Origin of the sequence: Pseudonocardia sp. Ae505_Ps2 (genome assembly GCF_001932425.1) — a bacterium.
Classification (GTDB): domain Bacteria; phylum Actinomycetota; class Actinomycetes; order Mycobacteriales; family Pseudonocardiaceae; genus Pseudonocardia.
Map to the genome: position 1 here is coordinate 2,965,297 of NZ_MCIP01000001.1, position 18,233 is coordinate 2,983,529.

Sequence of the window (18,233 nt, forward strand, 5' to 3'; positions counted from 1 at the left end):
AGCCTAGGTGACATCGGTGCGACGGGCGCGAGCCTCGCCCACCACCGTCGGGGGTGTGCCCTAGGCTCGCGCCGTGGCTGACGACACACCCGCTCGCACCATCGCCGCCGGATACGCCACCGACGGACCCGCGCTGGAGCTCGGCACCGTCCTCGTCGACGGCGTGTGCGACCCGCAGGCCAGGGTCCGGATCCCGCTCGCGACGCTGAACCGGCACGGCCTGGTGGCCGGGGCGACCGGCACCGGCAAGACGAAGACGCTGCAGGCGCTGGCCGGGCAGCTCTCCGACGCCGGGGTCCCGGTCCTGCTCGCCGACGTCAAGGGCGACCTGTCCGGCATGGCCCGGCCGGGTGAGCCGAACGACAAGGTCACCGCTCGCGCGACCGACACGGGCGACGACTGGGTCCCGACCGCGTACCCGGTGCAGTTCCTGTCCCTGGGCGACGGCGGCGTCGCCGTCCCGGTGCGGGCGACGCTGACCCAGTTCGGCCCGATCCTGCTGGCGAAGGTGCTCGGCCTCAACGCCACCCAGGAGTCCACCCTCGGCCTGATCTTCCACTGGGCCGACCAGCGCGGGCTGCCGCTGCTCGACACCAAGGACCTGCGCGCGGTCATCACGCACCTCACCTCCGACGAGGGCAAGGCCGACCTCAAGGGCATCGGCGGGGTCTCCCCGGCGACGGCCGGGGTCATCCTGCGGGCGCTGGTCAACCTGGAGGCCCAGGGCGGCGAGGAGTTCTTCGGCGAGCCCGAGTTCGAACCCGCGGACCTGATGCGTCAGGTCGACGGGAAGGGTGTCGTCACCCTGCTGGAGCTGGCCGAACGCGCCGCGAACCCGGTGCTGTTCTCCACGTTCCTGATGTGGCTGCTCGCCGAGCTGTACGAGGAGCTGCCCGAGGCGGGCGACCTGGACCGGCCCAAGCTGGCGTTCTTCTTCGATGAGGCGCACCTGCTGTTCACCGACGCCTCGAAGGCGTTCCTCGACCGCATCGAGCAGACCGTCAAGCTCATCCGGTCCAAGGGCGTCGGGGTGTTCTTCTGCACCCAGCTGCCCACCGACGTGCCGAACGAGGTGCTGTCCCAGCTGGGCGCGCGGATCCAGCACGCGCTGCGGGCCTTCACCCCGGACGACCAGAAGGCGCTGTCGCGCACGGTGCGGACCTATCCGAAGTCCGAGGTCTACGACCTGGAGTCGGTGCTGACCTCGCTGGGCACCGGTGAGGCGATCGTCACGGTGCTGTCCGAGCGCGGCGCGCCGACACCGGTCGCCTGGACCCGGCTGCGGGCCCCGCGCTCGCTGATGGCCGCCCTGCCGGTCGACGACGTCCGCGTCGACGCCGCCGCCTCGCCGTTGCAGGCGAAGTACGGACAGATGGTGGACCGCGAGTCGGCCTACGAGAAGCTCACCGCGAGCATCGCGGCCGGGCCGGGTGGCGAGGCGACGCCGGTCGGGGCGCCCGCCCCTGCTCCGGAACCGGGCCAGGCCCCGCCGCCCCCGCCGCAGGACTCGTCGGGCGGCGGGATCTTCTCCAAGATCGGGGACTTCCTGCAGTCACCGACCGGTCGTCAGCTCACCACCACGGTGACCCGCGAGATCACCCGCAGTCTGTTCGGGACCCGCCGGCGTCGCTGACCCGCGGCGGGACCCGGAACGGCGCGACCGGGTCCGGGGTGACCGCGGCCATGAGCGCGCCGGCGTCGGCGGGGTCCAGGTCCAGCACCTGCACCGAGCCGCCGCCCGCGGCGGTGGTCGCCTCCAGCGTCAGCACCCCGGCGCGGCGCTGGAACAGGCTCTGCCGTATCCGCCAGCCGATGACGCCGTCGCGGCGCAGCGCGGTCGTGGTGCGCAGCAGTGACCCGTGTCGGGCGACGAGGTAGTGCTCGTCGAGTCGGTGGCCCAGGGCGCGGTAGCGGTCCAGCGCGAGCGGTACGGCCACCACGACCAGCGCTGCGCTGATCACCATCGGCCCGACCACGACCGGCCACACCGCGGCGTCGAACCAGGCGAACACCCCGAGGGCGGCGGCCGGGACGAGCGCAGGGCCGACCGCGCGCACCAGGCGCCGGGTCCGGGCCCGCGGCGGGTGCGCCCGCAGGGGGCCGTCCGTGACCGGGCCGGTCGCGCGGGTGGCCGTCGCGGCGACCGTGTGGGCGTGCGCGCGGCGCACCGGCGGGCCGAGCGCGCCGCTGCCGGAGTCGGCGTCGTCGCCGGCCAGGCCGACGGCCAGTGCCCCGGCCTGATCGCCGCCACCCAGGGCCCGCACCAGTAGCGGCTCGGACACCGTCACCCCGCGCAGCCGCTGCTCGGACACCGACAGCGAGCGCTTGGTCAGCAGGCCGCGGCGCACCCGCAGCGTGCCGTCGGGCTCGCGGCTGAGCCGGTAGTCCCACCAGCGTTCGACGAACAGCACGATGCTGCCGACGACCATGACCAGCAGCAGGGCACCGACCGCGACGAGCACCGTCGCCCAGACCGGCGCGGTCGACAGTTCCCCGGCGACGGTGTCGGCACCGGGCAGCGAGCGCGGGTCGAGACCGGTCTCGTTCAGCAGGTTCCAGCCCGCGCCGGCCAGCGCGCCGATCGCGGCCAGCGAGCTGACCGTCAGCGGGGCGTAGCGCAGCGAGGACCAGTCGATCCGGTCGAGCTCCTCGCCGGCGGGCTCCTCCTGGTCCGCCGGGCCGCCGGCGGAGCCGTTCCCGTCGGCATCCCTCCCGTCGACCCCGACGGGCGCCGTCCCGGTCCCGCCGGGGTCGCTCCCGGTGGCGGCCGTCGCCGGGCCGGCCGCCGCCGTGGCGGGCCGGGCGAGCAGTTCGCGGCGCAGCCGTTCGGCCTCGTCGGTGGTGACGGCGTCGAGGTCGAGGCCCGCGTCCGACCTGCTCTGCCCGGAGCCGACCTTCACCACCGACAGCCCGACGATCCGGTGCAACAGCGGTGCGGTCAGGTCGACGGTGCGGATCCGGTCCCGCGGCACCGAGCGGCGCTGCCGGATCAGCAGCCCGCTGTGCAGCTCGACCCGCTCGTCGGTGATCCGGTAGCGGGTCGTGCGCCACCGCACGACACCCGCCGCGACGGTGACGACGACCGCCGCCCCCGCGATCCAGACCTGGGTCGAGTTGCCGCTGCCCGCACCGAACAGGACGAGCACGACCAGCGCGGGGGCCAGGCGCAGCAGCGCGGTGGCCGGGCCGACGAGCAACATCTGGACCGGCAGCCGTCGCCACTCGACCTCGTCGGGGGGCGTGCCGGTGCCGGTGCCCGTGGCGGGTGCGTCGGGCTCGGTCACGTCGCGTCCCCGCTGTGCCGCCCGGTCGTCTCGGTGAGCCGTCGGGCGAGCTCGGCGGCGGCGTCGGCGTCGAGCCCGGCGATGCGGACCGGGCCGCGGGCCGACGCGGTCGTGACGGTCACCGTCGCCCGGCCCAGCGCCTGCTGCAGCGGCCCGTGCTCGGTGTCGACCGTCTGCACCCGGGGGATCGGCGCGATCCGCCACTCCCGGACCAGCCAGCCGGACCGGGTGTAGACGGCGTCCTCGGTCACCTCCCAGCGGTGCAGCCGGTACCGCAGACCGGGTACGACGAGCGTCCCGACCAGCAGCCACAGCACGGTCAGCACCCCGGTCGCGATCAGCAGCCCGTGCCAGGGGACCGCGGGCAGCAGGAACCACGCGACGACCTGGCCCACGAGCAGCACGAGAGGGACCGGCACCGCCGAGAGCCGCCACCACCAGATCGCGCGGGGGTCCAGCCGGTTCGCGGGTGGGCGCAACGGGAGCGGCAGCGCGTCGGTCGGGATCCCGGGTCCGGGGTCGCCGGTGCGGGGGCCGGTGGCGGTCATGGCCCCACTCTGCCGAACGGAGCGCGCCGGGAGCATCCGCGCGCGCCGTCGGGGCAGCACACTGTGGCCGAAAGTGGGGTGCAGCCGAGTGGCACACCAGCTGCACCCGTCGACCGGTGACGGGTACCTGGTGTGCCACTCGGCGGGCGACGACGGTCAGTGGGCCTGCGCGGACAGGTCGTAGACCGTGGTGCCGTCGACGGTCGTCGCGGTGTAGTGCTGCGCGACCCAGGCGGTGATCTCCGCCCCGGTGCCGCGAGCGCCGCCGGGGCCGCCCCGCTGGCCGCCGCTGACGAAGTACCGGATGTCGCCGTTCGCGACGTACTGCCGGAACTGGTCCAGGGTGGGGGAGGGGTCGCTGCCGGAGAAGCCGCCGATCGCCATGACCGCGGTGTCCCCGCCCGCGGCGAGCATCATCGACGCCGCGCCCTGGGAGCCGATCGTCGCCGCGGCCCAGCGGGCCGGACCCGCGTCCCGCAGCAGCGCGACGAGCTGCGGGCCGGTCCGCTCGGTCCCCGGACCACCGCCGAACATCCCGCCCGGCCCACCCGCACCGGTCTGTCCCGCACCGGTCTGTCCGGTACCGGGTTGCGCGGCACCGTCCGGGAGACCCCCACCGGCGTCGGCCGGGGCCCCGGTGGCCCCGGGCGCGGCGGTCCCGGCACCGTCGGCCCGGTCGCGATCGCCCCGCCCGTCGCGGAACCCGCCCGGGCCCCGGTCGGCCCCGGCGACCTCCGGCCCCGCGGTCGGGATGGAGCCCTCGTGCGGGGTCGCCACGGTCTGGACGGCGTAGGCCGCCGGCGCGGCCACACCGCTCAGGACCGCGACGCCGACCGCCACGGCGAGCCACCGCCGTCCCCGCGCGGGGGCCAGCAGCGCCGCACCGGACACGACGCCCGCCACCAGCACCACCCAGCGCAGCCAGGGCAGGAACTGCGGCGACCAGCCGAGCAGCACGAATGTCCAGACCGCGGTCCCGACGGTGGCGACGGCGAGCACCCCGCGGACCCACCGGAGGTCACGGTGTCCGAGCAGCTCGCGACCGCCGACCGCGATCAGCGCCGCGATCCCCGGCGCCAGCGCCACCGTGTAGTACGGGTGGACGATCCCCTCCATGAACGACAGCACCAGCACCGTCACCAGCGTCCAGCCGCCCCACACGAGCAGCGAGCCGCGGACGGCGTCGATGCGCGGTGCGCGGCCACGCAGCACCAGCGCCGCGACGAGCAGCAGCAGCGCCGCCGGGAGCAGCCAGGAGACCTGGGTGCCGAACGACGTCCCGAACATCCGCAGGAACCCGGCCTGACCGCCGAAGACCGCGCCGCCGGGGCCACCCGGGGGCATGCCGCCACCGCCGGGGGCACCACCCGGGAACGCACCGCCCGGGAACGCGCCGCCGGGGAACGCACCGGCCGCGGCGTCGCGCGCGGTGTCACCGCCCCGGCCACCCTCGCCGCCGACGATCCGGCCCAGCCCGTTGTAGCCGAAGGCCAGGCCGAGCGGGGTGTTGTCCCCGGACCCGCCGATGTACGGGCGGGCGTCGACCGGCCACAGCGCGACGGCGAGCAGCCACCAGCCGGCGCCGACGACGATCCCGGCACCCCCGACGAGCAGCTGCCACACCCGTCGCCACGGACGGCCGGGCGCGGCCCACAGCCAGGCCAGGGCCAGACCGGGCAGCACCAGGAACGCCTGCAGCGACTTGGCGAGGAACGCGAACCCCAGCACCAGCCCGACCGCGGCGATCCACCGGGTCCGGCCGTCCTCCAGACCCCGGACCAGCAGGTACGCCGCCAGGACGAGCAGCAGCGTGAGCATCGCGTCGGGGTTGTCGAAACGGAACATCAGCGCCGCGACGGGCGTGAGCGCCAGCAGCGCCCCGGCCAGCAGCCCGGCGCCGTGCCCGGACACCCGGCGGACCGCGGCGTACAGCAGCCCGACCGCGGCGACGCCCATCAGCGCCTGCGGCACCAGCAGGCTCCAGGACGAGAACCCGAAGATCCGTGCGGAGATCTCCATCGGCCACAGCGATGCGGGCGGTTTGTCGACGGTGATCGCGTTCTCCGGGTCGAGGGACCCGAAGAAGAACGCCGTCCAGTCGTTCGCCCCGGCCTGCACCGCGGCGGCGTAGAAGGAGTTGGCCCAGCCCGAGGCGGCCAGGTTCCACAGGTAGAGCGCGCCCGTCGCGACGAGCAGCGCGACGACCGAGACGGGTCGTGTCCAGCGGCGTGGACCGTCGGACGGGGGCGGAGGAGCGTCGGACCGGGTGGGGAACCGGTCGAGGGTGCTGGTCACGCGGCGGTCGCCTTCTCGAGCTGGGAGGGGGTGGACCGGGTGCGGAACACCCAGGACCGGAACAGGACGAAGCGCAGCACCGTCGCGACCAGGTTGGCCGCGACGATCACCGCGGCCTCGACGGCCAGGTGCGCGCCGGGGGCGAGGGCGCCGAGCACAGCGAGGGCGCCGGTGGTCAGGACGAGGCCGAGCGCGAACACGATGAGACCCTGGAACTGGTGGGTGACCGCGCGGTCCCGACCACGGACGCCGAAGGTGAACCGCCGGTTCAGCGCGGTGTTGGCGACCGCGCAGACCAGCAGCGCGACGACGTTCGCCGCGATCGGTCCGAGCGTCCCGCGCAGCGCGAGGAACAGCAGCAGGTTCGCCACCGTCGACGCGACGCCGATCGCGGCGAAGCGGGCCAGCTGGAACGGCATCGCCCGCGGCACCCCGGGGACCTCCGGCGGGGCCAGCGGCGCCCGCCCGAGCTGCGCGCGGACCTCGGCCAGCGGTAGCGCACCCGTCGCCAGTGCCCGGCCGACCCGCCACACGCCCTTCAGGTCCGCGACGGCCGTCGCCACGATGTCCACACTGGAGTTCGGGTCGTCGACCCAGTCGACGGGCACCTCGTGGATGCGCAGCCCGGACCGTTCGGCCAGCACCAGCAGCTCGGTGTCGAAGAACCAGGCGGTGTCCTCGACCAGCGGCAGCAGCCGCCGGGCCACGTCGGAGCGGATCGCCTTGAACCCGCACTGGGCGTCGGAGAAGCGGGCCGAGAGCGCGCCGCGCAGGATCAGGTTGTAGCTGCGCGAGATGAACTCCCGCTTCGGTCCGCGCACCACCCGTGACCCGCGACCCAGCCGGGTCCCGATCGCCAGGTCGGAGTGCCCGGACACGAGCGGGGCGACCAGCGGGAGCAGCGCGCCGAGGTCGGTGGAGAGGTCGACGTCGCAGTAGGCGAGCACGTCGGCGTCGGAACCGGACCAGACGTGGCGCAGCGCGCGGCCGCGGCCCTTCTGGTCCAGGCGCACCGTGGTGACCTCGGCGATCTCGGCGGCGAGGCGCTGCGCGATCTGCGGGGTGGCGTCGGTGCTGGCGTTGTCGGCGACGGTGATCCGGAACGTGTAGGGGAACCCGGAGGAGAGGAACTCGTGCAGGCGCCGCACCGAGGACTCCAGGTCGCGCTCCTCGTTGAAGACGGGGACGACGATGTCGAGCACGGTCCGGTCGCGGTCGGACGGACGCGCTCCGGGGCGTCCCGGGTGGGTGCCGGTTGCGGGGCCGGTGACGACTGTGGTCATGGGGTCGACGATCGGGTCCCGGGCTGTCGTGGTTGTGTGATCGACCTGTGCGTCGGCTGTGAGCCGGGCGTCCTGTCGTCGGGTCACGACGCGCCCAGGTCGTAGAGGGTGACGCCGTCGACCGTGCGGGCCGGGAACGTCGCCGCGACCCACTCGGCGATGAGGCGCGCGTCGTCGCTGCCGCCGGAGGCGGTGGAGATCATCCCGGTGCCCGCGGAGCCGATGAACCAGTGGATCCGGTGCTGCGCCACCATCTGCTGGAACTGCGCGGGCGTCGGGTAGGGGTCGGTGCCGTTGAACCCGCCGACGGCGAGCACCGGTGCCCCCGACGCGAGCTGGTAGCCCGCCGCCTGCATTGAGCTCACCGTGGCCGCGGCCCAGGTGAAATCGCCCGCGCCCGCCGAGATCAACCCCGTGACCTGCGACGACGGCGTGGGCGCGCCGAGGATGCCCCCGGGGCCGCCGCCGCGCCCGCCGGCACCGCCCGGACCCCGGGTGGGTCCGCCACCGGCCCACCGGGCGCCCGGCCCACCCGGCCCGCCCGGCCCGCCCGCCGTCGCGGCACCCGGTGCGCCCGCGGACGCACCGGACCCGGCCCCGGCCCCGGTCGCGCTGGCGCCCGCGGCCGCTCCGCTCTGCCCGGCCGCGCCCGCAGCCGCTCCGCCCGGTCCGGTCGCGCCCGGTGTCCCGGCGGCCCCACCGGTGATGGCTCCGGCCGCGCCGGACGCGCCGCCCGGGACGCCGGAGCCGGCCCACGGCCCGCGCATCGTGCCGTGACCACCCCGGCCCCCGCCCGGGCCGGACGCGTAGCCCGCCGGGCCGGAGCTCGGGATCGCCCCGGTGTGCGGCGTCGCCGCCGTCGCCAGCGCCCAGGCGGTCGTCCCGCCGGCGCCGGCCAGCAGCGCCGCGGTGAGCACCCCGGCCGCGAGCACCCGCGGCATCCGGTGCACCCCGAGCAGCGCGAACGCCGCGCCGAGCCCGACGACGAGCACCGCGGGGCGCAGCCACCAGAGCCATTCCGCGGGCAGCAGCTCGAACGCCCACACCGCCGTCGCCGCGACCGCAGCGGCCAGCCACCACCGGGCGGCCGCGGACGCACGGTCGTGCCACAGCGTCGCCCCGCCGATCCCGACCAGCGCGGCGACCGCCGGGGCGAGCGCGACGGTGTAGTAGCTGTGCACGATCCCGGCCATCAGGCTGAAGGTCAGCCCGGTGACCAGCAGCCAGCCGCCCCACAGCACGGTCGCGGCGCGCAGCGGGTCGGTGCGCGGTGCCCGCCGGGTCCGCCACAGCAGCACCCCGAGCAGCACCAGCGCCGCGGGCAGCAGCCAGGACGCCTCCCGGCCCATCTCCGAGCCGAACAGCCGCAGCAGCCCGGTCTCGCCCCAGCCACCGGCGCGTCCGCCCGCGCCTCCGCCGACGGAGCCGACCTCGTCGCCGGTGAGCCGCCCGACGCCGTTGTAGCCGAGGACCAGCTCCAGCACGCTGTTGCCCTGGGAGCCGCCGATCCAGGGCCGGTCCGCGGCGGGCCACAGCTCCACGACCAGTACCCACCAGCCCGCCGAGACCAGCAGCGCGGCCCCGGCGGCGAGCAGCGCCCGGATCCGCGGCCACCAGGCGAGCGGGGCGGCGAGCAGCCACACCGCGGTGAACGCCGGCAGCACCAGGAAGGCCTGCAGCATCTTGGTGAGGAAGCCGTAGCCGACCAGCAGGCCGACGAGCACCAGCCACCGGGTGCGACCCTGCTCGACCGCCCGGGTGAGGGCGTAGGCGGCGCCGGTCAGGACGAGCACGAGCATCGCGTCGGGGTTGTCGAAGCGGAACATCAGCACCGCCACCGGGGTGAGCGCGAGCGCGGCCCCGGCGAGCAGACCGGCCCCCGGCCCGGCGATCCGCCGGACCGTGGCGTGCAGCAACGCGACCGCGCCGACGCCCATCAGCGCCTGGGGCACCAGCACGCTCCAGCTCGACAGCCCGAACAGCCGCACCGCCAGCCCGATCGGCCACAGCGCCCCCGGCGCCTTGTCCACGGTGATGCCGCCGGCCGCGTCGGAGGCGCCGAAGAACCACGCCGACCAGCTCTGCCCACCGGCCTGCGCGGCCGCGGCGTAGAACGCGTTGGCCCAGCCCGAGGCCGACAGCCCCCACAGGTACAGCGCGGCCGTCGCGGCGAGCAGCACCGCGAGCGGCAGGTGCCGCCACCGGCGGGTCGGCGGGGGAGACGGGGTGGGGGCGGGCCGGGGCCGGGACAGGGTGCTCGTCACCCGGGCGACGCTGCTCCGCCGCGCTGTGCGGAGCCGGTGATCGACCTGTGAACCTCCTGTGCCGGTCCACCCCCGGTCCGTCGATCAGTACATGAGCGCGGTTCGTCCGCGCTGCGACAGCCCTCACGTACTGATCGACGTCGGGACGCCGGCATCCCAGCGGCGGTTGCGGCGGGCCGGTGCCGCGCGGGGTGGGCGGGCCCGGGGGAGGATCGACGGCGTGCCGATCTCCGCCCCGCTCCCGGCGTCGGTCCCGGCGGGCCCGCGGCTGGTGCTCCCCGGCTGGACCCCGGAGGTCGCCGCGGCCGTCGTCGCCGGGGTCCGGCGCGCCGACTGGGCGCCGGACTTCCCCGCCGAGGGCGACCGGATCGTCGCCCGGCTGCTCGCCCGCGACCCGGGCGGGCCGGGCTGGGGCGAGCTCGGCCACCGGCTGCTCGTCGAACGCGACGGCGGCACGGTCGTCGGCGGTGCGGGGCTGTTCCCCGCCCCCGACGACGGCCCGGCCGCCGTCGAGCTCGGCTACGGCGTGGTGCCGTCGCGGCGCGGCCGCGGCTACGCCGTCGAGGCCGCCGGCCTGTTGCTCGCCCTGGCCCGCTCGGCCGGGGCGTCGCCGCTGGTCGCGGGCGTCGAGCCCGGCAACCGGGCGTCGGAGCGGGTGCTGGAGCGGATCGGGATGCGTCCCACCGGGACCCGCGACGGCGTCGCCCGGTTCCGGCTCGACGTAGGGTCGGGGACGTGATCCGGCTGGTCGCGCTCGACATCGACGGCACCATCGTCCACGGGCGCAGGCCCCCGAGCCCCGCGGTCCTCGACGCGATCGCGCTCGCCAGGACCCGGGCCGAGGTGATGCTGTGCACCGGCCGGACCGTCGTCGGCGTGGCCGGTGCGCTGGACGCGATCGGGCTGCGCGACGGCGTCACCCTGACCTCCAACGGCGCGGTCGAGATGGAGACCGCGACCCGCCGGGTGCTGACGATGGAGCGGCTCGCCCCCGAGGCCGTGACCGCCGCCATCGACACGATGACCGAGCTGTTCCCGGGGGCGGTGTTCGCCTGCGAGCACGTCGGCGTCGGGCAGCGGGTCAGCGCCCCGTTCCCCGACGGCGTGCTCGCCGGCACCGTCACCGAGGTCGGCCGCGCCGCTCTGCTCGACGAGCCGACACCCAAGCTGGTCATGTACTGGCCGGGGCACGACCCGGCGGAGACCGCGGCCCGCGCCTCCCGGCTCCGGGTACCCGGCACCGAGCCGACGCTCGACCACGAGCTGCCGTGGGTGACGCTGGTGCCGGCCGGGGTGTCCAAGGCGTCCGGGCTCGCGCGGGTCGCGGCCCGGCTCGGTGTCGACCGCTGCGAGGTCCTCGCCGTCGGTGACGGCGACAACGACCGCGCGATGCTGCGCTGGGCGGGCCGCGGGATCGCGATGGGGCAGGCCCCGCCGGACGTGCACGCCGACGCCGACGAGTCCACCGACACCGTCGAGCAGGACGGCCTGGCCCGCGCCCTGGAGCGTGTGTTCGGCTAGTGCTCGACGGGGGTGCCGGCGACCAGCGGTGTCGCCGCCTCCAGGGCCGCCCCGCAGGACGGCGGCCGCGGCGGCAGCGTCGTGTCGGTCGTGACCGGCACCGTCCAGCTCCGGCCGTCGCGGGAGCGCACGGTGACCAGGTGCCCGTCCGGGCGCTCGCCGTCACCACCCACGCTCGGACCGGCGGCGTCGACCAGCAGCGCCGTGGCGTCCCCGATCCCGGTGTGCTCGCGCACGGCGAGCTCGGCGAGTTGGCCGACCGGGTCCAGCCCGGTGTGCCCGCGACAGCACCACGGGTCCACGCCGCCGCCGGCCGCGGCCTTCAGCGCGGCCAGCGCGCCGCCGGTGTCGAGGCGGCCGTAGGCGTAGCCGGTGGGCAGCACCAGCGCGGTCGGCGCGAACCGGTGCCCGCCGAGATGGGTGCACTCCCACACGTCGGCGCCCTCGGCGGCCAGGTCCCCGGCGAGCGCGCGGCCACGGACGGCGCAGCAGACGTCACGCCTGCCGTGCGCGCACACCAGCATCACCGGGTCGAGCACCGGTGTGCCCGCGCCCGGGTCGAGGTCGATGCCGGCGAGGTCGTCGGTGCTGCGCACGGTGCGCGACCACGCCCGTGAGCCGCCCGGGGTGAGGTCGGCGACGTAGACGGTGCGGGCACCGTCGGCGTCGCAGCGGCCCTCGCGGCCGGGGCGGCGGATCAGCAGCAGGATGACGTCGTCGGCGCGGAGCCGGTCGAACAGCGCGGACACGGCCGGGTCCGGGTGGTCGGCGACCTTCCGCGGCCAGGCGCCGATGTGCTCGACGGCGACGAGGCGACGCACGTGCGGCGCGGTGCCGGTCATCGGCTCGCCGAGCGCCTCGCTCAGCCCGGAACAGCCCGCGACGGGCGCCCCGGCGGGACCGCCGGGTGCGCCACGTGTCGCGGTGACCGTCATCGGGCCATCTTAGGGAAGGTTTGCCTGAGTTCAACCCGGACCGCCCGGACGGGTCACTCCCGGCCGGGCAGCTCGGCGCGCAGCACCTTCCCGGTCTGGTTGCGCGGCAGCTCGTCGAGGAAGTGCACGTCCCGCGGTGCGGCGAACTTCTCCAGGTCGGACTTCACCCGGCTGCGGATCGCGTCCGCGGTGACGTCGGCACCCGGCTCCAGCACCACCCAGGCGGCGAACCGCTGGCCGTACTCGTCGTCGTCCACCCCGAGGACGCAGGCCTCGCGCACCCCGTCCATCCCGGAGATGAGCTCCTCCACCGGGCCGGGGTGCAGGTTCTCCCCGCCCGAGACGATCATGTCGTCGGCCCGACCGGTGAGGAACAGCCGTCCGTGCTCGTCGAGGTGCCCGACGTCGCCGGTCCCCAGCAGCCCGTCGTGCTCCTCCAGGCCCTCCTCGCCGCCGGTGTAGCCCTCGAACGGCAGGTCGTTGCCGACGAACACCCGCCCGTCGACGCCTGCCGGGGCGGGCTGGTCGTCCTCGTCGAGGATGACCAGGGTGGTCCCGGCCGGGGCGCGGCCCGCCGTGCCGGGGGCGTCGCGCAGGTCCTCCGGTCCGGCGATCGAGACCCAGGAGACCTCGGTGGATCCGTAGAGGTTGTAGAGGCAGTCGCCGAAGCGGTCCATGAACCGGTTGGCCTGCCCGCCGGGCAGCGCCGACCCGGAGACGGCCACGATCCGCGGGCCCGCCGGGTCGTCCCGGCCGTCGCCCCAGCCCTCGGCGCCGGACTCCAGGACGCGCTGGAGCATCACCGGCACCGCGAACACCGTGGTGCACCGGCGCTCGCGCACCGCGGCGAGGAACCCCTCCGGGGTGAACTTGCGGCGCAGCACGACGGTCGCGCCGTGCAGCGAGGCGAGCAGCAGCCCGGCGTTGCCCCAGGTGTGGAACAGCGGAGCGGCGATGTGCGTCGGCTCGCCCGCGCGCAGCGGGATCGCCGAGAGGATCGACGCCGCCGGGGCGAGGGTCGACGGGTGCGGCCGCTTGGCGCCCTTCGGCGTCCCGGTGGTGCCGGAGGTCAGCACGATCTGCTTGGACGGCTCCGGCTTGAACGGCAGCTCGCCCGGTCCGCCCCGCTCCACCATCGCGTCGAGGTCGTCGAGCACCCGGTCGCCGGCCGGACGCGGCCCGTCGGGGGTGGAGGTGAGCACGACGCGCGGTCCGGGCGGGACGATGTCGAGGAAGTCCGGGTCGGCGACGAGCGTGTGCAGCTTCTGCTGCTCCTGCACCCCGCGCAGCTGCTCGGCGGAGAGCCCGGTGTTGACCAGTACGACGTCGGCGCCGACCTTGCCCGCCGCCACCATCGCCTCGATCGGTGCGCGGGCGTTGCGGCACAGCACCCCGACCGGGGCGCCCGGTCCGGCGCCCGAGTCGAGCAGGGCCAGCGCGAGGCGGTCGGTGCGTTCCTCCAGCTCGGCGTAGGTGGTGACCCCGTCGTCGTCGACGACGGCGAGCCGGTACGGGTGGCGGGCCGCCCCGACGGCGAACGCCGCGGTGATGCTGTTGCCGTAGCGCACCAGTGCCCGGCCCATCCCGTACAGCTTCCCGGGGCCGAGCGGGCGGACGACTCCCGAGCGGGTCAGGGCCACGGCGGCGCGGGCGGTGCCGCTGCCCAGCTCGTAGGCGGTGCGGGCGGTGCCGGAGAGGTTCTGGAGCAGCGGGGAGCCAGCCATGCGGCGCAGTCTGGCAGGGCGACCCGCCGGGCCGTCGGGTCCGGTGGGGGGATCTGTGTCAGAGGTCACTGAGTATGTCCGTCATGTTTCGTAGGGTGAAGACGATGTGTCCTTCGGTGGCCCACAGGTCGCCGAACTCCACCACACACCGTCGGGGATCCTGATGCGCCTGTACCTGCCCACGCACACGTCCGCTTCCGGCCGCACGCTGGTCCGTGCGGGACGTCCGACCAAGTCGATGCCCGGGTTCGGCGGCATCGCCGGCGTCTGCCGCTGCGGTGCGGCCCGCCCCGCCGACTCGCGCAGCCTGCCGTGGCGCGACTGTCCGTCGTGTACGCCGCAGCGGGCCCGGGTCGGGCGCTGAGCGCACCGGCCTCGTAGGTTCCCGGGGCGACGGGCACGGTGCCCGTCGACCGCGGAGGCCCCCATGAGCACGACCACCCCCGAGATGCGGCTGCGCGCCCTGGAGCGGGAGGACCTGCCGTTCGTCCACGGGCTGTCGAACGACTCCGGGATCATGTCGTACTGGTTCGAGGAGCCCTTCGAGTCGCTCGTCGAGCTGCAGGAGATCTTCGCCCGGCACGTGCACGACAACCGCGAGCGGCGGTTCATCATCGACTGCGCGGGTGAGCGGGCCGGTCTGGTCGAGCTGGTGGAGATCGACTACATCCACCGCAACGCCGAGTTCCAGATCATCGTCGCCCCCGCCTTCCAGGGCCGGGGACTCGCCGCCCGCGCCACCGCCGGGGCCCTCGACTACGCCTTCGGCGTGCTGAACCTGCACAAGGTCTACCTGGTCGTCGACATCGAGAACACCCGCGCCGTGCGTGCCTACGAGCGCACCGGCTTCGTCGTCGAGGGGGAGCTGCGCGAGGAGTACTTCGCCAGCGGTCGCTACCACGACGCCTACCGGATGGCGGTGCTGCAGCGCGACCATCTCGGCCGCACCGTCGACGGACCGCAGTGAGTAGACGGGCCGCACCGAGCTGACCGGACCGGCCGGCAGGGAGGGGGACCCGTCGGCCGGCCCGGCGTGCACCGGCCGCGGGCATGCGACCGGAGTCGGGCGCGTCGACCTTGATGACGACGACACCCGAGAACACTACTATCTCGACACGTATTCGTGTCAACGTTCGCCATGGTGCTCCTGTGACCAGCGGGAATCGGGTGCTGGCCGGTGTCGGACCGATGTCGCGGTGCGGATCGGCCGACCGATGACATCGTTGATCGTCGGCGAGTGCCCGCGACCGTCGTCGCGGTGGGTAACGGGGTGGTTGCGGTCCGCTCGTCGTCACCGTGCGCGCCCGGCCGTCGCGAGTAGGATCTGCCCCGATGTCCGGAACCCCGACGGCCGGGGACGAGTTCCCGATCGACACACTCGCCGCACGTGCCGGTATGACCGTCCGCAACGTGCGCGCCCACCTGTCCCGCGGCCTGCTGCAGCCGGGGGAGATGCGCGGGCGCACCGCCTGGTACGGCCCGGTCCACCTGGCCCGGCTGGAGCTGATCGCGGGTCTGCAGCGGCGCGGGTTCTCCCTCGCCGCGATCGGCGTGCTGATCAACCAGACCCCTTCCAGCAGCGCGGAGGAGGCGCTGCGCCTCTACCGCGGCATGCTCGCGCCGTGGCAGCCGGAGGAGGCGGTCGAGCTCGCCGAGGAGGACCTGGCCGAGTGGGCCGGCGCCTGGACGTCCCCGGAGTTCGTCGAGCGGCTGGCCGCGTCCGGGCTGATCGAGCGCACCGGCCCGGGTCGGCTGCGTGTGCTCAACCCGTCGATGGTCCGGTCCGGGGCGCACGCCGTCGCGCTCGGGCTGGCACCGGAGGCGGTGCAGCAGGTCGGCGAGGAGCTGCTGTCCCGCACCCGGGAGATCGCCGAGATCTTCGTCGAGCTGTTCCGCGAGCAGGTCTGGGCGGCGCACGTCGCGGCCGGGCTGCCCCGGCACGGCGTCGCGGACCTGCGCACGGCGGTCGAGGCCCTGCAGCCGGTCGCCACCCAGTCCCTGCTCGGTGCCTTCCGCCAGACGATGCAGCAGGCGATGGACGACTTCATCCGCCGGCTGTCCATCGACCTCGCCCCGGCCGACCTGCGCGCCGACCCCGAAGCCGACTCCGAGGCAGCCCAACCGTCAGCGGACCGGTAGCTCGACGGTGAACACCGTCCGGCCGGGGGCGCTGTCGACCCCGACCGTCCCGTCGTGGGCGGCGACGACCGCCGCCACGATCGCCAGGCCCAGCCCGGTGCTGGGGGTGTCGTTCCCGGCGCGGGTGCGCCCCTCCGCGCCGCGGGCGAACCGCTCGAACACCCGGGGCAGCACGTCCGGGGCGATGCCGGGGCCGTCGTCGGCGACCTGCAGCCGGACCCGGCCGGGGACGGGGTGGCCGAGGGTGACGGTGACCGTCGTGCCGGGCGGGGTGTGGGTGCGGGCGTTCGCGAACAGGTTGGTGACCACCTGGGCGAGGCGGTGGGCGTCGCCGGTGACGGTGACCGGCTCGTCGGGCAGCTGCGGGAACCAGCGGTGGTCGCGGCCCGCCACGTGGGCGTCCCCGACGGCGTCGAGGACCAGCCGCGTGAGGTCCACCTCGGCGCGCTCCAGCGGCCGGCCCGCGTCGAGCCGGGCGAGCAGCAGCAGGTCCTCGACCAGCGTGGACATGCGTTCGGCCTGCGAGCTGATCCGGGCCAGCGCGTGGGTGGTCCGCTCCGGGACCGGCTCGCGCTCGCGGCGCGACAGCTCGGCGTAGCCGCGGATCGCCGTCAGCGGGGTGCGCAGCTCGTGGCTGGCGTCGGCGACGAAACGGCGCAGCCGCGTCTCGGACTCCTGGCGGGCGGCGAGTGCGCCCTCGACGTTGTCGAGCATGTGGTTGAGCGCGGTGCCGACCTGCCCGACCTCGGTGCGCGGGTCGGGGTCGGGGACGCGTGCGGCGAGGTGCACCTCGCCCCGGTCCAGCGGCAGGTTCCCGACCTGTGCGGCGACGCCGGCGACGCGTTCGAGCGGGCGCAGCGCGCGCCGCACCAGCACGGCCGCCGCGCTGCCCGTGAGCACCACGGCCCCGCCCAGCACGACGAGCTCGATGACGACGAGCCTGCTCACGGTGGCACCGGCGTTGTCCGGCTGCGCGATCAGGTAGGTCGTCGTCCCCTCGGTCCAGCCGATCGCCCGGTAGTCGCCCAGCGACAGCGTCACGTCGCGGGCGGTGGTGTCGGCGGGCACCGAGCGCAGCGCGGCCAGGTCGGCCTCGGGGACGGCGGTGGTGGTCCCGCCCCGCTGGGCCAGGCGGGCGCTCACGACGCGGCCGTCGTCCAGCACCGCCCCGATCGCGTTCGTGCCGGGGCCCGGGCCGAGGAACATCCCCCCGGGCGGGCCCCCGCCCTGGCCGCCCGGCGTGGGGGTGCCGTCGTCGTGGGTGAGCCGGCCGGGGGCGCGCCCGGTCTGCTGGGCGACGAAGCCCTCCAGGGAGAAGGACAGCTCGCGGTCCTGCCGGGTGGACAGGTAGCGGTCGAGCGAGAGGGTCGTCGCGACGCCGATCGCCACGCACGCCACCGTGAACAGCAGCAGCACCGTGCCGACGAGCCGGGCCCGCAGCGAGCGGACCTGACCGGAGACGCGGGTGACGACCATCGGGTCAGTCCGCGGCGGGTCGCAGCACGTAGCCCGCGCCGCGCACCGTGTGGATCATCGGCCGGCGACCGGCGTCGATCTTCTTGCGCAGGTAGGAGACGTAGAGCTCGACCACGTTGGACTGGCCGCCGAAGTCGTAGTTCCACACCCGGTCGAGGATCTGGGCCTTCGACAGCACCCGGCGGGGGTTGCGCATGAGGTAGCGCAGCAGCTCGAACTCCGTCGCGGTCAGTTCCACCGGCTCGCCGGCGCGGGACACCTCGTGCGCGTCCTCGTCGAGCACCAGGTCGCCCACCACCAGCTCCGAGGAGCGCTGGGCGGCGGCCATCCCCGCGCGGCGCAGCAGCCCGCGCAGCCGTGCGACCAGCTCCTCCAGCGAGAACGGCTTGGTGACGTAGTCGTCGCCACCCGCGGTGAGGCCGGCGACCCGGTCCTCGACGGCGTCGCGCGCGGTCAGGAACAGCACCGGCACCTCGGGGGTGTCGGCGCGGACCCGGCGCAGCACCTCGAAGCCGTCGACGTCGGGCAGCATCACGTCGAGCACGATCGCGTCCGGGCGGAAGTCGCGGGCGTGACGCACCGCGGACATCCCGTCGGCGGCGGCGCGGACCTCCCAGCCCTCGTAGCGCAGGGCCATCGAGAGCAGGTCCGACAACGTGGGCTCGTCGTCCACGACGAGCACCCGGATCGGGCCGCCGTCGGCGCGGCGCAGCGGGTCGGCGTCCCGGTCCATCACCTCGGTCATGCTAGGAGCACACCGCACG

14 protein-coding genes are annotated in these 18,233 nt (G+C 75.5%); 5 read left to right on the forward strand and 9 right to left on the reverse strand.

Annotated elements, in window-relative coordinates; all coding sequences use genetic code 11:
• Positions 1 to 73: 73 nt before the first annotated feature.
• Positions 74 to 1,633 carry a helicase HerA-like domain-containing protein gene (locus Ae505Ps2_RS14240; RefSeq protein ID WP_075553689.1) on the forward strand — a complete coding sequence of 520 codons (1,560 nt, stop codon included), beginning with the start codon at positions 74 to 76 and terminating at the stop codon, positions 1,631 to 1,633.
• Here the strand turns inward: Ae505Ps2_RS14240 and Ae505Ps2_RS14245 are convergent.
• From Ae505Ps2_RS14245 to Ae505Ps2_RS14265, 5 genes are all read right to left on the reverse strand, one after another.
• Positions 1,596 to 3,284: a PH domain-containing protein gene (locus Ae505Ps2_RS14245; RefSeq protein WP_075553690.1), complete on the reverse strand. Its 1,689-nt coding sequence runs from the start codon at positions 3,282 to 3,284 to the stop codon at positions 1,596 to 1,598. The two genes, Ae505Ps2_RS14240 and Ae505Ps2_RS14245, sit on opposite strands and share 38 nt — an antisense overlap.
• A complete protein-coding gene (locus Ae505Ps2_RS14250) occupies positions 3,281 to 3,832 on the reverse strand; it encodes a PH domain-containing protein (protein WP_075307768.1) in 552 nt (183 codons plus the stop codon). Before Ae505Ps2_RS14250 ends, Ae505Ps2_RS14245 begins: the two co-directional genes overlap by 4 nt.
• Positions 3,833 to 3,988: 156 nt before the next feature.
• Positions 3,989 to 6,127, reverse strand: coding sequence for a glycosyltransferase family 39 protein (locus tag Ae505Ps2_RS34015; RefSeq protein ID WP_075307766.1), 2,139 nt, complete (start codon positions 6,125 to 6,127; stop codon positions 3,989 to 3,991).
• Positions 6,124 to 7,410 carry a bifunctional glycosyltransferase family 2/GtrA family protein gene (locus tag Ae505Ps2_RS14260; RefSeq protein ID WP_075329753.1) on the reverse strand — a complete coding sequence of 429 codons (1,287 nt, stop codon included), beginning with the start codon at positions 7,408 to 7,410 and terminating at the stop codon, positions 6,124 to 6,126. Before Ae505Ps2_RS14260 ends, Ae505Ps2_RS34015 begins: the two co-directional genes overlap by 4 nt.
• Before the next feature lie 83 nt (positions 7,411 to 7,493).
• The gene (locus Ae505Ps2_RS14265) at positions 7,494 to 9,602 is read right to left on the reverse strand and encodes a glycosyltransferase family 39 protein (RefSeq protein WP_249265385.1); all 2,109 of its coding nucleotides are present in this window, start codon (positions 9,600 to 9,602) and stop codon (positions 7,494 to 7,496) included.
• A gap of 292 nt (positions 9,603 to 9,894) precedes the next feature.
• Between Ae505Ps2_RS14265 and Ae505Ps2_RS14270 the strand changes: the two genes are divergently transcribed.
• Together Ae505Ps2_RS14270 and Ae505Ps2_RS14275 are read left to right on the forward strand one after the other, a co-directional pair.
• Positions 9,895 to 10,413: a GNAT family N-acetyltransferase gene (locus Ae505Ps2_RS14270; RefSeq protein ID WP_198932139.1), complete on the forward strand. Its 519-nt coding sequence runs from the start codon at positions 9,895 to 9,897 to the stop codon at positions 10,411 to 10,413.
• Positions 10,410 to 11,195 carry an HAD family hydrolase gene (locus tag Ae505Ps2_RS14275; protein WP_075553692.1) on the forward strand — a complete coding sequence of 262 codons (786 nt, stop codon included), beginning with the start codon at positions 10,410 to 10,412 and terminating at the stop codon, positions 11,193 to 11,195. The genes Ae505Ps2_RS14270 and Ae505Ps2_RS14275 overlap by 4 nt, the downstream gene beginning before the upstream one ends.
• On the opposite strand, the gene Ae505Ps2_RS14280 is transcribed toward Ae505Ps2_RS14275, so the two are convergent.
• Positions 11,192 to 12,130, reverse strand: coding sequence for a sucrase ferredoxin (locus Ae505Ps2_RS14280; RefSeq protein ID WP_075307758.1), 939 nt, complete (start codon positions 12,128 to 12,130; stop codon positions 11,192 to 11,194). The two genes, Ae505Ps2_RS14275 and Ae505Ps2_RS14280, sit on opposite strands and share 4 nt — an antisense overlap.
• 53 nt (positions 12,131 to 12,183) lie before the next feature.
• Complete coding sequence (locus Ae505Ps2_RS14285; RefSeq protein WP_075307756.1) at positions 12,184 to 13,854, reverse strand: AMP-binding protein; 1,671 nt, start codon at positions 13,852 to 13,854, stop codon at positions 12,184 to 12,186.
• Positions 13,855 to 14,281: 427 nt separating this feature from the next.
• Between Ae505Ps2_RS14285 and speG the strand changes: the two genes are divergently transcribed.
• Together speG and Ae505Ps2_RS30375 are read left to right on the forward strand one after the other, a co-directional pair.
• The gene (speG, locus tag Ae505Ps2_RS14295; protein WP_020626815.1) at positions 14,282 to 14,821 is read left to right on the forward strand and encodes a spermidine N1-acetyltransferase; all 540 of its coding nucleotides are present in this window, start codon (positions 14,282 to 14,284) and stop codon (positions 14,819 to 14,821) included.
• Positions 14,822 to 15,186: 365 nt separating this feature from the next.
• Entirely contained in the window at positions 15,187 to 15,993 is an 807-nt protein-coding gene (locus Ae505Ps2_RS30375; RefSeq protein WP_083695676.1) for a MerR family transcriptional regulator, read from the forward strand.
• Here the strand turns inward: Ae505Ps2_RS30375 and Ae505Ps2_RS14310 are convergent.
• Positions 15,979 to 17,469, reverse strand: coding sequence for a HAMP domain-containing sensor histidine kinase (locus Ae505Ps2_RS14310; protein ID WP_075307752.1), 1,491 nt, complete (start codon positions 17,467 to 17,469; stop codon positions 15,979 to 15,981). The two genes, Ae505Ps2_RS30375 and Ae505Ps2_RS14310, sit on opposite strands and share 15 nt — an antisense overlap.
• Before the next feature lie 4 nt (positions 17,470 to 17,473).
• A complete protein-coding gene (locus tag Ae505Ps2_RS14315; RefSeq protein WP_060711037.1) occupies positions 17,474 to 18,214 on the reverse strand; it encodes a response regulator transcription factor in 741 nt (246 codons plus the stop codon).
• Between the last annotated feature and the right edge of the window lie 19 nt (positions 18,215 to 18,233).

Coding starts and splice junctions, on each gene's coding strand:
- Ae505Ps2_RS14250 (WP_075307768.1), bottom strand. CDS start 3,832: ATGACCGCCACCGGCCCCCGCACCGGCGACCCCGGACCCGGGATCCCG.
- Ae505Ps2_RS14260 (WP_075329753.1), bottom strand. CDS start 7,410: ATGACCACAGTCGTCACCGGCCCCGCAACCGGCACCCACCCGGGACGC.
- Ae505Ps2_RS14280 (WP_075307758.1), bottom strand. CDS start 12,130: ATGACGGTCACCGCGACACGTGGCGCACCCGGCGGTCCCGCCGGGGCG.
- Ae505Ps2_RS14285 (WP_075307756.1), bottom strand. CDS start 13,854: ATGGCTGGCTCCCCGCTGCTCCAGAACCTCTCCGGCACCGCCCGCACC.
- speG (WP_020626815.1), top strand. CDS start 14,282: ATGAGCACGACCACCCCCGAGATGCGGCTGCGCGCCCTGGAGCGGGAG.
- Ae505Ps2_RS30375 (WP_083695676.1), top strand. CDS start 15,187: ATGTCCGGAACCCCGACGGCCGGGGACGAGTTCCCGATCGACACACTC.
- Ae505Ps2_RS14310 (WP_075307752.1), bottom strand. CDS start 17,469: ATGGTCGTCACCCGCGTCTCCGGTCAGGTCCGCTCGCTGCGGGCCCGG.
- Ae505Ps2_RS14315 (WP_060711037.1), bottom strand. CDS start 18,214: ATGACCGAGGTGATGGACCGGGACGCCGACCCGCTGCGCCGCGCCGAC.